Origin of the sequence: Celeribacter sp. (genome assembly GCF_048270365.1) — a bacterium.
Taxonomy (GTDB): Bacteria; Pseudomonadota; Alphaproteobacteria; order Rhodobacterales; family Rhodobacteraceae; genus Celeribacter.
This window is the reverse complement of the sequence record NZ_JBLWTA010000021.1, coordinates 1-12978: the sequence shown is the minus strand read 5'-3', so window position 1 is coordinate 12978 and position 12978 is coordinate 1. Positions and strand designations below refer to the sequence as shown.

At 53.6% G+C, this 12978-nt stretch carries 9 protein-coding genes; 5 read left to right on the top strand and 4 right to left on the bottom strand.

The window, feature by feature from the left end; translation table 11 throughout:
* Positions 1-108: 108 nt before the first annotated feature.
* From ACN0X0_RS19155 to ACN0X0_RS19145, 3 genes are all read left to right on the top strand, one after another.
* The gene (locus ACN0X0_RS19155; protein ID WP_417280488.1) at positions 109-756 is read left to right on the top strand and encodes a plasmid pRiA4b ORF-3 family protein; all 648 of its coding nucleotides are present in this window, start codon (positions 109-111) and stop codon (positions 754-756) included.
* 246 nt (positions 757-1002) lie between these two features.
* Entirely contained in the window at positions 1003-1833 is an 831-nt protein-coding gene (locus tag ACN0X0_RS19150) for a type IV toxin-antitoxin system AbiEi family antitoxin domain-containing protein (protein WP_417280487.1), read from the top strand.
* Positions 1823-2740 carry a nucleotidyl transferase AbiEii/AbiGii toxin family protein gene (locus ACN0X0_RS19145; protein ID WP_417280486.1) on the top strand — a complete coding sequence of 306 codons (918 nt, stop codon included), beginning with the start codon at positions 1823-1825 and terminating at the stop codon, positions 2738-2740. Before ACN0X0_RS19150 ends, ACN0X0_RS19145 begins: the two co-directional genes overlap by 11 nt.
* 217 nt (positions 2741-2957) lie before the next feature.
* Here ACN0X0_RS19145 and ACN0X0_RS19140 read toward each other — a convergent pair whose 3' ends face one another.
* Positions 2958-3515, bottom strand: a complete 558-nt coding sequence (locus tag ACN0X0_RS19140; RefSeq protein ID WP_417280485.1) for a DUF6088 family protein — start codon at positions 3513-3515, stop codon at positions 2958-2960.
* 422 nt (positions 3516-3937) lie between these two features.
* On the opposite strand from ACN0X0_RS19140, the gene ACN0X0_RS19135 reads away from it, so the two are divergent.
* Together ACN0X0_RS19135 and ACN0X0_RS19130 are read left to right on the top strand one after the other, a co-directional pair.
* Positions 3938-7486, top strand: coding sequence for an AAA domain-containing protein (locus ACN0X0_RS19135; protein ID WP_417280484.1), 3549 nt, complete (start codon positions 3938-3940; stop codon positions 7484-7486).
* The gene (locus tag ACN0X0_RS19130; RefSeq protein WP_417280483.1) at positions 7483-9231 is read left to right on the top strand and encodes a phospholipase D-like domain-containing protein; all 1749 of its coding nucleotides are present in this window, start codon (positions 7483-7485) and stop codon (positions 9229-9231) included. The genes ACN0X0_RS19135 and ACN0X0_RS19130 overlap by 4 nt, the downstream gene beginning before the upstream one ends.
* 243 nt (positions 9232-9474) lie before the next feature.
* Here the strand turns inward: ACN0X0_RS19130 and ACN0X0_RS19125 are convergent, their stop codons facing one another.
* From ACN0X0_RS19125 to ACN0X0_RS19115, 3 genes are all read right to left on the bottom strand, one after another.
* Complete coding sequence (locus tag ACN0X0_RS19125; RefSeq protein ID WP_417280482.1) at positions 9475-10635, bottom strand: GNAT family N-acetyltransferase; 1161 nt, start codon at positions 10633-10635, stop codon at positions 9475-9477.
* 583 nt (positions 10636-11218) lie between these two features.
* The gene (scpB, locus tag ACN0X0_RS19120; protein WP_417280498.1) at positions 11219-11848 is read right to left on the bottom strand and encodes an SMC-Scp complex subunit ScpB; all 630 of its coding nucleotides are present in this window, start codon (positions 11846-11848) and stop codon (positions 11219-11221) included.
* Between the two features lie 47 nt (positions 11849-11895).
* Positions 11896-12792, bottom strand: a complete 897-nt coding sequence (locus ACN0X0_RS19115) for a DUF1403 family protein (RefSeq protein WP_417280481.1) — start codon at positions 12790-12792, stop codon at positions 11896-11898.
* Positions 12793-12978: the final 186 nt, after the last annotated feature.

Below are 12978 nucleotides of genomic sequence, written 5' to 3'. Positions count from 1 at the left end.
CGCAATAAACGGGGCCAATATCGTGACCACTGGAAATGCAGACTCAATTGGCAGGACGGGTGTCGCAGCAGATGACCTCAAGGCAACGGCAATCAAGTTTCCCCTTGAATGCTTCAGTCCAAAAAATCAAAGGTTGCTTCAACGACAAGGCCATCAAAACAGGCGGAACACATTTTGATTGAACTGAAAATCGAACTTATTGGCATCAAACCACCCATCTGGCGCCGGATCTTCGTGCCGAATGATATCAGCTTGGACATCCTGCATTCCGTTCTTCAGGGCGCTATGCCGTGGCAAGACTATCATTTGCATGAGTTCGAGATTGGCGAGGACAGGTTCGAGGCCCGCGACGAAAGTGACGACAGCTGGGATCCTGACGATGGCCGGAAGGACGAGAAGAGGTTTACTCTTGGAGAGCTGGTCAGGAATGGCAGTCAGTTCACATATACTTATGACTTCGGCGATGGTTGGCGACACCTCGTCACTGTCGAGAAAGTTGGCAAAACAACCGGAAGACCAGATCAGGACTTTCCCGCCTGTGTTGCCGGAGAGCGCGCGTGTCCGCCAGAGGACAGTGGAGGGCCCTACTCTTACGAAGAATTTCTCGACGCGCTGACCGACAAACACCACCCGGAACATCGTGATACAAAGCAATGGGCGGGCGCGTTCGAACCGGAAGTGTTCAGCGTGCAGCAAGCCAATGCAGCCGTCGGTGCGATGTTTGTTTGGGCAAAAGAGCGCCGCGATCGAAAGTGAAACCTGGCTCTGGTTTGGCGCAGCTGCTTCGACATGGGCACAAAGCTTCAACTTTTCGATCCGAATGACAGAGTGTCTTCTCAGCCCTTCGAGGGCATCCCCGCCCTGCTTCGCTGGTGAGCTTCAGAGCCGACAACCACCAATCTCTTTGAGAATGTAAAAATTTGTCCATCCTTGACGGACTATCTCACAGGTCTCCACAGAAACAAGTGGCGGTCTCTTTAAAAATATATCATTGTGTCGCTTATGAGCGGACAAGAACACGAAAAACTAAAGAACCTTCTTGAGGCTGTCCCCACGGGGTTCCTCGTGGACTCCGTCTGGCTTGAGCACCACGGGATAGGCCGGCGTTCGTCCTACGCTTATGTCCAACGCGGCTGGCTAGAACGCCTTGGCCGCGGCGTCTTCCGCCGCCCGGCACCAGGCAGCGCCACCACGAACACGCTCGACTGGAAGACCTGCCTGCTCTCGCTCCAGCACATCATGCACTACCCTGTCCATATCGGGGGGGCAACGGCATTAGGCCTGCAAGGCTATGCGCACTATCTCTCCCTCGGAGACAAGAGCACGGTCTGGCTCTACGGCTCAAAAATCCCCAACTGGCTCGAAAAACTGCCGCTCAACGCCGAACTCCGCCCACGCAGCGTATCGCTGTTCTCCGATCCGGAGTTGGGTGTCGCTGACACACTAAATAATCTCAACGAGACAGCATCGTCCCTGCCATGGGACTGGAAACTGGTGATGTCCTCGCCGGAACGCGCGATCTTTGAGGCGCTGGACGAGTTGCCGGATCAAGAGAGCTTTCACAACCTCGACATGGCGTTCGAAAGCCTGACGACGTTGCGCCCGAGAACCCTCGCGGCGCTGCTCAGCAGTTGCAAGAAGATCAAGGTCAAACGCCTGTTCTTCGTGTTCGCCGACCGCCACGACCATGCCTGGCGCAAGCGACTCGATCCGGAAGAGTTCGACCTCGGCAGCGGCGACCGCGCATTGGTTAAAGGCGGCAAGATACATCCGCGCTACAGGATCATGGTGCCCGAAGAGTTTGTAAGAAAGGAACGTGGTCATGGCGCGTGAAGACTATGCCGCCCAAGTGGCCCTGCTCGTGCGCATACTGCCGTATGTCGCAAAGGAAGAGATATTTGCGCTGAAGGGCGGGACGGCCATCAACCTCTTCTATCGCGACCTTCCGCGCCTCTCGGTCGATATCGATCTGACCTATCTGCCTGTCAAAGACCGCGCCGAAAGCCTCGCCGAAATCAACGACGCGATGGACCGGATTGCCGCCGCCATCGAAGACGGCATCACCGGTGCCAACGCGCAGCGTATTGCGGGCGGTGGCGGCGGCGCCACACGCGCGCTCGCACGCCTCGGTGCAGCCGAAATCAAGATCGAAACCTCCCCTGTCACCCGCGGCGTCGTGCATGATCCGGAACAACGCGAAGTCTCGGAAGCCGTCGAGGAAGAGTTCGGATACGCGATGATGAACATCGTCTCCTTCGAGGATTTGTTCGGCGGTAAGCTACATGCGGCCGTCGATCGCCAGCACCCGCGGGATCTCTATGACGTCAAGCTCCTCTACGAGAACGAAGGGTTTACCGACGAGTTGTTCCGCACCTTCCTGATCTATGTGGCGAGTTCACCACGCCCGCCGCACGAACTGCTGAACCCAAACCTGATCAATCTGGATCAGCCCTACGCGCGAGAATTCGAGGGCATGACGAAGAAAGCGGTCAACCTTACGGAATTGATCGCAACGCGCGACCGCCTGATCGGGGACATCCAATCCCGAATGGATGAAGACGCGAAGAGGTTTCTGAGAACCCTGCATGAAGGCGATCCCGACTTCGACGCGATCGATCGCCCTCAAGCGGCCAGGTTACCAGCCGTCAGATGGAAGCTGATCAACGTGAACAAGCTGAAAGCAGAAAACCCCAAGAAGCATGCCGCCCAAGGCAAAGAGTTAGAGAAGCTCCTCGGCTGAAGATGGATCAGAGATGACTGATTTTGAGAACGATCCCGATCATGAAGAATGCTTGGTCACGGTTGTTGATGTGCTCGGCTTTCCAAGAGGTCTGCGGGCCGCCCCAGCTTCGAGACAGCCACTTCCAGCGCGTCAATCTTGTCTTCGCGCGACAGGGAAAAGTAAGTTTGGCTTTCTGTCATTGCGATGACGCGAGCGCGCTAAGTTCCTTGGCCAACTAGGTTGGCGCACAGGCGCGAAGGCTCAGAAGCTCGCGCTGCTCCTCTTCGTTCAGCGTCGCCTTGATACGCCTCAATGCCTGAGCAGCTTCGGATTTGCCGAAATAGGCGAGCGCCCGAAAGGCGTACCCGGCACGACTGATGGGTGCTCGAAGCTGCCAGCTCGGCACATGTTTAAGCTCGACGCTTTGCACTCCGAGTTTCAAATGACGGCTCGGCCCGGAGGTCCAATACACTTGACGGGAAGGATTCTGCGCCGAAATGCCGAGCAGGTTCGCTGCCGACGCTCCGCTTTGCGACACGCGCTCACCGGTTGATTTCGCAATGTGCTCAACCACGGCCTGAACCGAGGGCGCCCGGTTCCCGAAGCGGGTCTTCACAGGCGACGCGAACAATCCTCGCCTCACACGCATAAGCTCCCCTCGCCGCACCAGCCGCGACAGCGCCTGATCGACCGCCGCACGCTCTCCGAGGTGCAACAACTCCCGCGCCGACAGGGTCGCACCCTCCGGCAATGCTTCAGCATAGGCCTTGATCGCTTGGGATGTGGTTTGCATGATCGCCTCCAAGTGTCAGATATGTAGCTTAGTTTCTGACCGCTTCAAGCAAAAGCTTCCGCGGCTCACGCTGGGCCTGGAACAGATCGCACAATGAAGCCGCCGTCCCAAAAGTGTTCAGGCAAAGGAAGGATTCGTGACGATAGAAAATCATGACCAATTGGGTTCACGCGGTCAGGCTCACAAGAGCCAAGCAACGTAAACGGCCCAAACCAGCCTTTCAGAAGAAGGCGGGACGCTGCGGTGCAGATTTCCCAAAGCTGACCTTGAATCACACTCGCAGAATTTGGTTTCCCATTTTGGAAAATCCGCATTGTCTTGTTTGCCTATGTAATGCAACCTCTACGCAATTGTGGGTTGAGTCTTTCCCGCTAGATGATTGTTTGCTGTGAACTCACAGCCAGTGTTGGGAATAATTTAGTATGGTGCGACCCACCAAGCGGCAAAGAAGCAATTTCTTAAGTCAATTTGAACTGGATGAACGGCTTCTCAGGCGTGAAGATAAGAAATCTGGAAGGCCGAGCTTGGTCGAGGGTTACTCAAACACAGACGCCCAAGTTCTTGTTAAATCATGGTCTGCAAGCAAGAATGATAATCCCTTGCTCAAGGATATTTGGCATCACGAGCTTCGACAACTCCATCGAATATGCGGGTATCCCGGCGCGAACGACATAATCGCTCCGATATATGCGACAGGCGACGATGATGAGGGATTTCATTTAGCTCTAGATGTTGGGCAGCGTCGCCCCTTGGCGACAATTCTTGATTTTGGAAATAGAAATCAATGGCTTAAGCAAACCAACCGCGTCACGAACAGAATTCGTTTGTGGCGAAACATGCAGAGGGTTTGTTGTGGAATAGAGATCATTCATCAACAAGGCCTAATTCATAGAAACATAGATGGATGGTCAGTATTGACGTCAGGTGGCGAGCAACTTGATTTCCAACTTACTGGCTTTGAGTGGTCAATCCGACTTACAGGAGTCAGCGCGCAAATTAGTAGGTCCAGTACTGCAAAGGAAAGTATCGCAACTGCCTCTTTCTATTCTGACTGGCGTGACTTCGCACTTCTGATCAGTGAGTTGCTGCGCCTCGACAAGAAGAAGATTGCCGATCCAAGTATTCCACCTTCTTCAGTGTCTGAGAGCGTCTTGACCGAAGAAATCAAGCTATTAAGAAAGCTCGTTGTCGCGGAAAAATTCGAACGATTAGACGGCGATACAATCAATAGCGAAATCGATGAAATCGTTGCATGCCTTGAGCGGTTTGAGGCCAGAATAGAGCAAAACCTACGCCTCGCAGTTCGCCTCGGCCCACAGTCAAGCCTTTCTGACGCGATTAGAATCGCTACGGATGGCGAGATCGAATCCAATAACACCCAAGCTCAACTAAGTTTCATCGAGGCCGACATCTACGAACGACCGAGGCTGCTTTTGATTAAAGCTGACGGAATCGCAGATAGCCGACTTGTAGTTTGCGGGCACCAACTGACTTACTCTTTGGCTCAGTTTACCCACAAAGCCTCTCAGGGCGATGGTTCTTGGGATCTCGCTTATTGCGAACGGACCGAAAAAAAGAATCCCGCGCCCATAAATATTATCTCTGAGGGCACTGTTCCGAGCGGAGAAATCAGTATTTTTTCCTTAAGGGACGCCAACAGAGATTTCCCAAGACTTCGTGGGAAGCTTCGTAGTTGGCAATCTCTTTTGGACAGTCTCTCGAATAGCAACAGCACTGTCTTGGGCGGCAGTAGCGCTATTGAGGCTCTATCCCTCACGTCGTTTGTTGATGCAATTTATGCGGCAGCGGACTCCTTCCCTGTTGAGGTTCAGAAAGATGATAATGAGCAATCGGAAGATCTCTTTTCCGTGCGCGTTATGGTCCGTCAAGACACCGAGCGCGAAGCGCTCTCTGAAGCATTGGGCCTCAAACCTCTCGCCGATCGCCTTGATGATCTAGTTCAGAAAGATAGCCGCGCTGAAGAGTGGGTCATATCGGACGGGCAGCTTGTAGGTGTAAAGGAAATTGCTAACACCACTTGGCGCCTAACCGATCGGATCGAAAACGAAGGGGGGGTATCATACAAACTGTCAGGTAGTGATCCACTGCCTCTGCTGACCCAACCGCTTCTCCTACTATCGGACTTTGTAGGTAGAGACACACAATTCCGAAGACGAGTTAAAGCAATAAGTGCGCTAAAAGAGCACTCTGAACTAAGCGCGATGCTAGAGGACCCGCGCTCAAAAATTCTTGAAACTCACGAAGTAGCGGATAGGAACGATGCTTGGAAAGAGCTTGATCCATCAAAACAAGAAGCTTTGGACCGGATCATATCCACTCTTCCAATTTCTCTTGTCCAGGGTCCGCCCGGCGTAGGAAAAACCCGATTAGTTAGGGACCTGACCGATCATATTTTCAGGGCAGACCCTACGAGTCGGGTGCTCTTAACAGCTCAAGCAAACTCAGCCATTGACCACTTAATGGATGAAATCCTCTCAGAGGTTTCGTTGCCTGACGATTGCTTGATCGTGCGACCTAGAGCAAAGGACTACGAAGGGACGCACGATGACAGAAGCCCGCGAAATGTAACAAGAGGAGTGATTTCGGATTTCTGCAAAAGCGAGATAGCGGAAAACGCACCGAAATATTTAAGATCGCAAATTGATGATCTGCGAAGCATTTCGACGAATGTTGGAAATGCGCGGCCAAAGAAGTCTTCGGGCGTGTCGGGTAAGGATGTTCAGGCCATAGAGCATTTAGTGCTTCGATCGGCAAATGTAGTCTTTTCGACGGTGAACTCCTCCAGCATTGAACGGCTAGTTGAAGAGAAAAACCAATTTGACTGGAGTGTTATCGAAGAAGCAGGCAAAGCAAACGGACTAGAGCTGCTTGCCCCCCTTCTATTGTCACATAGACGCCTCATGATCGGAGATCACAAGCAACTAGCGCCTTTCGACTCCAATCGTCTAGAACGCTTGCTTCAAGATCCTGAAAATGTTCGCAAAACAATATCCGCAGGCGCTCAGTTCGTCGGACGCAGTCTAAGAGACCAAACTATAGATGAAGTCATCGAGCTAGCCGTTGAAGTTGAGTTTGACTTCGCGCCACTTTGTGCGAAAGCGATTGAGCTTCTATCCCTGTTCGAAACGCTTATTGAGAATCAGTTAGCGTGGCAAAAAAACCGACCAAAGGCTCGGAAATTAGCATCGGTACTGAACCAGCAGCACAGAATGCATCCTACGATTGCTCGCATAGTTTCAAAAACATTTTACGATGGAGAACTTGAAACCTATCACTCAGCTTCCCGCCGATTTGAGCAAGAAGAACCACCATTCCGTTCCTTGGACGCCGCTCGGCTTCCTGACTCTCCGCTTGTGATGGTCAATATGCCTTATGTCCAATCCGAGCTCGGCAAGAAATTTGGCGACCAGAGTCCGACTTGGCACAATCCGGATGAAGTCTCGGCTGTCGTTGAAGCTTTGAAGCTACTCAAAGTACCACAAAGCATCCAGAAGAAGCCGACTATTGCGGTCTTATCACCATACAGTGAGCAAGTTAGACGACTAAGGAAACGAGTAGATGATGATTTGGCAGCGTTCCCAAATCTTCAGGAGTTCGAAGGCGCTGTTGATCAATCAATTTGCGGTACCGTCGACTCGTTTCAAGGGAACCAAGCGGATGTTGTAGTTGTTTCGCTTGTCAGGAATAACCATCGATCCTCTTTGAACGGCGCTCTCGGTTTTCTGTGTGACGCACGGCGAATGAACGTGCTCTTTAGTCGTGCGCGTTGGAAACTCATTGTGGTGGGTTCGTTCGATTTTCTAAACACCGTACTGACAGCCAACAAGGCTAGAGATAATGCGGATGATTTTTTCTTGAAGCACCTAATGAGAAATCTAATTGTCGAAACAGATGCCAAAAATGCTGTTCTGATAGACTTTAAAACATTGAATAAGGGGACTGAACAATGACTACAGTTCGTGTTGCAGTCCCAGTTCTTCAGGGCACTAAGAAATTTGTGTTTGATAAAGGTCGTCCCTGGACGGTTATAGAACATTCACTGTTGGCCTCAATTGCGCAGGGCGCTCAGAGTTTTTTGAATCTGCAGCAAGGATCCAATCTACCCCGTCGCGTCCTTGTCGAAGCAATTGTTAGACTCATGAGAGTTGGGTGGGTGGAACTGCTTGACGTCGGCAGCAATATGAATTTCCAAACTACGCCTTCCGGAACTGCCGCTGCGACATTACGGGAACTACCGAGTCCGCTAACGCGACACAAGCAACGCCGCAGCTTCGTGATCGACCAGATTTCTGGAACGGTATTCCGTAGACGACAACTGCCATTCCATCATGAATATCATATCCAAGACCTAGAGAAGCGAGATGCAAACATCATACGCATTTCAAGGCCAGAGAAAGAAAACGCGGGGGACGCAACATCGCTTCTGCATGTATTGTTCGAAGAAGATGAGCAATTTGTCGCGTTTGACGGCGGGGGTGAGCGCCTCATGGAAAGGTGGGCGCTCGTCGTCGTTCGAGACGGAATAGTCGACGGTCTACCATCTCACGCATCTGAAGAGCTCACAACGACCATATTAGAAGCTGCGCGTTCGTATAAACCGAAGTCACATGGCCAAGTACCGCAAACCGTTACAGCGAGGTTTCAAGTTAAGCCACCGCGCTTGGATGAGGTCCCATGTAGATTTATGAACTCCGAACTTGTCATCGGCGGTACAGAGCATAAGAGCGTCTTGATTGACGCAATCAAGAAGGCACGTCACAGGATCATCATTCATTCGACATTCATTTCCGAAGAGCGATTCAAAGATGTTCTTTCTAACCTCCGGATCGCTCTAGATCGCGGTGCGATGATTGACATTCTGTGGGGGCAAGAAACGGATAGCAGTGGAAAAAATCCTTCCCGTCAAGCAGCGCTCAATATTCGGAAACAAATGACCGGAAGTAATATCGACCGGCTCAGAATACATACATCCTCAACACACTCTCATTCAAAAATCCTGATTTCAGATCAAGGTCGAGCAAATGAGTTTGTTTGCTACATCGGCTCGTGCAATTGGCTATCAAGCGATTTTCAAAGTTTCGAAGTTTCGGCAACAATCAAGAACAGCAACTTAGTTGCTGACGTATTTTCGAAACTTGCTGAGATGTGCCGTTCGCCGAACGGTCATTTCTCTCGCCTTTCAGAAGAGTATATGAAACTGGCAGCGACCGTTGCAAAAAATCGTTTTGAACAGTCAGGGAGCTCACGAATAGCTCTAGTCTACGGGCCGATGCACAAAGATTTGATACTCCGTGCGAGAGATGAAGTTCAGACAGAAGCATTTATATGCAGTCACCGAATGAGCCCTGCATCTGGCCCTTTAGTCTTATCTGCGATGGTAGCGGCAGCTTCCAAGCAAGATCGCCTTGTGAAAATATTCTACGGTAGAACTTCGGGAGGCTTATCGTCGGAAGACGCGGCTGCGCTCGTAAGAGATGATATGGGAACGGGTGTCAATGTACAGCCAATCTTTGACCCTCGCCTCCATGCTAAAGTCTTAGCTTGGGACAATGATAACTTAGTTATTTCCAGTCAAAACTGGCTCTCTGCTGACCCACCAACGGACAAGCCACTATCTGAGATAGGGCTATTCATAAATAGCAAAAACATTGCAAGCCACTTCAAGGAACGATTTCAGATGTCATTGCGCAGTTAAAGATAGTTAACTCCAAAGGCTTTGAATAGCAGCTTTGCTAATCACAAATTGAAGCCTTTGAACCTGCAGCGAAAGTCTGCAATCCGCCCTTTTTGTCGATCAACGTGAACAACCCGTAGGCGCCACTCGAGTACCCCGGATGCTACATTGCCGAATTCCCCAAAGCCGCCTTTCGATGAGTGGCGCAGTTACAGTACGGAGGAATGAACACCGCGCTAAAGCATCCATTCGAATCCTGCCTGCTCAAAGCAGGTGATCCAATCCGTTCTTCACGAGGAACCGCTGCATCTCGTCAGATATCGGGCGCTCAACATCAAACTCACCAAATCGGCCGACAAATCGCTGCCAGTTCTTGGTCAGCCAGCCTTTTCTGCGCTCGTCTGGAGCGATCCAGATCCAGTCCAACTTCATCTGACCCCCGGCCTCTGCATCCGTTGGTCTGAAACAGCAGGTACCAACGATACGATGGTCGTCGTCGACAAAAAGAAACCCGATCGCTTCCTCATCAGAGGTCGGGTCCCATTGTGTGAAATCGAAGCCCATCTCGCGCTTGAAGGCTTTGGCCCTCCGGTGAACGGCGATCCGTAGCCAGCTAGGTGACCGCTCGTTAACCCAGACTGCTTCTGGATCCACTTTCAGGGCTGTCTTAATCGCCCTGGACGGCACGGGGCGCAGCGTTGTGACCGTCTTTCGATGGAAAATCCGGTGTTCATGCTCATCGGGCTTGTAGCCGCTCAAATAAAGCATGCCGCAGACAGGGCAGGTGACAGCTTCACGAGCGGGGCCTTCGACGCAGTGAGGCGCGGTGACACTCATAATGGCGGGGGCGCCGTCGGCTCCGTTGGTGACCTCGACCCTGTAACCGGAAGAGGTCTTGAAAGTGTCGACCTCACCAATGGGTATCACGCAAGGTTCTGTACCTACAGTAACCGGCCCCATCGTATGCCGCTGGTCAATGTACCAGAGCGCGGTCACCTCTTCATCGGACACGCAGCTATGCTCTTCGGTTTGCCGGGCCACCTCGGCGCACACAGCAGTCGCGTTCACCTGGAACCCCAAACGTTCCAGCCATATCAGGAGACAGGCCGCCCCCGCCGTGCTGAGCCCCACCCCCCCACTAAAGTCGTGGTCCTTCGTTTGCGGCTTGAAACCCACGAATGGCAGGTTGATATTCAGCTGCCTCGCGATTCCCTCAACGTCCCTTAAAGCCGTCCAGTCGACCCGGCTATCCTGCATTGAGATCAGATCTTCAAGCTGATGCAGTTTAGCCCACCCCTGTTGGGAAATAGCCTCAATTAGAGCTCGCCCTCTCGAAGAGGGATTACCAGACCCTGGCCGCTTCAAAGCGTTCACCAGAATAGCAAGCTCTCGAGCAGGGAGAGAAATGTAGTTCACAAATGTCATTTTAGTGTCCGACGTTTGCGTCACTCTACAAACGGCTATCCGGACAGGCATGCTTGCAAAGCTAATATCGGGACCGTCAGGTATTGTAACAGAGTTTTTCTAGATGGAAGCTTCCCACATATTTTAGTCGATCTCACTCACCGACGCCAGAGATTGGACACCTGAAATACTAAAGCCGACATCGAAAAGCGGCACGGAAAAGAAATAGCCGTTGCAGAGGGGAAGAGGAAAATTCTAAGGAGTGCGGCGGACTCAGTTGAGACGATCAGCTTTGCATATCACAATAGACTGCTTTCCGCTCGTTTATGAGTAGCAAGCGCCCACGTCGCCACGCGTTACCTAAGTGACTGCTTTCGTGGTGTCGCTGCGGACGCCGCGCCGCACTGCCATAAGACCGCTTTCCGCTCACAACGACGAGGAGGGAATGCCTTGTCGCGAGAATTGCACGAGGCTTCGTTCAGAAATAATGAAACGATTTTCACATTGCAATCATGCGGCTTTTTGGAGAACGCAGAAGAATCGTTGCACGGCAAATGAAACGATAAGCAGAGCGGCGGACTTCACTATCAGCATCGGCAATGCGTCACCCGAAATCGACCTCTGGTGCTTGGTCGACAACTCCCGCATCCTCCAACTGTTCCCGATCGGGAAGATCGCGAAGGCTCTCCAACCCGAAGGCGACAAGGAACTGCTCGGTTGTCACAAAGGTATAGGGCGCACCGCGGCGCGGCGATCGTGGCCCGGTCCCGATCAGGTCGCGCGCATGCAGCCGGCCGATCAGGTCGCGGCTGATTTCCTTGCCGAAGATGTCCTTGAGCCCGTCCCGGGTGATCGGCTGGTGGTAGGCGATAGCGGCCAGCACCGCGACATCGAATTCACTCAAGTCCAGTAATTGGTTGCCGACATCCGCCGCTGCGCGGATCACGGGGGCATAGACGGATCGGGTCCGGAACATCCAGCCGCCGGCGACCTGGGCGATCTCGAAGGCCCGCCCCTCCAGATCGGCGGCGAGGTCCTCGACGAGCAGGTCAACCGAGGCCCCCTGCCCCACGACCCGCGTCAGGTCTTCGCGCGGCACCGGCGATGCAGAGGCAAAGAGGACTCCTTCGATCCGGCGCATCCATTCCTGCCAGCGCAACTCTGGCGGCAGGTCGGGCAGCTCGCGATCCAGTTCAGGGTCAGAGCGATCCTTCGTCGACTTTGGTGGTCGCATGTCCGAACCGCGAAACCGGTTCCCACTTTCGCTGTCCATGCTCACACCTACACCCCGTAGAGCCGGAAAGTGTCGCGCCCGGTCAGCTCGCGCACTGCGCCGAGGTCGACCAGCCGGTCGCAGAGCCGCCGCGCGGCGCGATCCGGCAAAGGCAGCGCCGAGGGAGCAACAGCATCGCGGGTCAAAAACATCTCGACTGCCTCGCCTGCGCCCTTGGCCCGCAGCTTCGTTGCGACGGCTTTCAGATGCGCAGCCCGCCGCGCGAGATCTGCGGCGAGGCGCACGGCTTCGCCCACTGACAAGACCAGTGCGCGATGACAGACGAACCGCAAGTCGTCACCGCGCTTGCGCAGATCGGCGCGTTTCAGGCCTGCGGCCAGAAGCGGTACGAGATGCGTCCAACCGAGCGCTTGGGCGAGCGCCGCATCCGCCAGGATCAGCGCCGCAGCCTCTGCGCGACGTTCGTCCGCCAGCACCGCTTCCAGCACCATCGCGGCACGGGTCACCGGAGCCCGCCATCCGCCTCGGGGCCCCGCATCCAACCACGCCGCAAGCCGCCCCGGCGCGACACTGGGTAAGGCGCGACCCAAAGCCTTGACCGACACCGGCCGTTCCACCGCGTGCCGCCAGGCGAGCAGAACCTCGCCCGCCGGACCCGGCAAATCGCCCGGGCGCATCAGGTGCACCGCATCTCGCAACTCCCCTGTCCACTCCGAACGCCCGGAAAACGCAACACAAGCCTCCGCCGTACGCAGCGCGAGGCGATCCCGCAACAAGGCGTGGGGCACTTCCTCGTGCCCCAATACAACATGCAGGTGGTTCAGCACCGCACCCGACAAAAACGCAACATCTTCAGTGGTTTCAGCACGCCTGGAGGTGACCCAGGCAGGCATCCGGGGTAACGTGTCAAGGTCGCTGATGTTATCCGGTCGGGCAAAAGTCATGCCTGAAGCCTACACCAGCACGGCGCTTTCTACCACAAAATAGCAAACAAACCGCCCTACCCTGCTGCTCGCTTTTATGTCCAATAAGTTTGCATTATCGGACATGCGAGTATATGCTCAGCGGCATGTCAGAAAACCACGAGAAATCGATGTCGGATGACCGAAGTTGATGAGATTCAAGCACTT

What these genes read in the sequence shown, in the direction of transcription:
- ACN0X0_RS19155 (WP_417280488.1), top strand. Translation starts at nt 109, where the DNA reads ATGCTTCAGTCCAAAAAATCAAAGGTTGCTTCAACGACAAGGCCATCA.
- ACN0X0_RS19150 (WP_417280487.1), top strand. Translation starts at nt 1,003, where the DNA reads ATGAGCGGACAAGAACACGAAAAACTAAAGAACCTTCTTGAGGCTGTC.
- ACN0X0_RS19145 (WP_417280486.1), top strand. Translation starts at nt 1,823, where the DNA reads ATGGCGCGTGAAGACTATGCCGCCCAAGTGGCCCTGCTCGTGCGCATA.
- ACN0X0_RS19140 (WP_417280485.1), bottom strand. Translation starts at nt 3,515, where the DNA reads ATGCAAACCACATCCCAAGCGATCAAGGCCTATGCTGAAGCATTGCCG.
- ACN0X0_RS19135 (WP_417280484.1), top strand. Translation starts at nt 3,938, where the DNA reads ATGGTGCGACCCACCAAGCGGCAAAGAAGCAATTTCTTAAGTCAATTT.
- ACN0X0_RS19130 (WP_417280483.1), top strand. Translation starts at nt 7,483, where the DNA reads ATGACTACAGTTCGTGTTGCAGTCCCAGTTCTTCAGGGCACTAAGAAA.
- ACN0X0_RS19125 (WP_417280482.1), bottom strand. Translation starts at nt 10,635, where the DNA reads ATGACATTTGTGAACTACATTTCTCTCCCTGCTCGAGAGCTTGCTATT.
- scpB (WP_417280498.1), bottom strand. Translation starts at nt 11,848, where the DNA reads ATGCGACCACCAAAGTCGACGAAGGATCGCTCTGACCCTGAACTGGAT.
- ACN0X0_RS19115 (WP_417280481.1), bottom strand. Translation starts at nt 12,792, where the DNA reads ATGACTTTTGCCCGACCGGATAACATCAGCGACCTTGACACGTTACCC.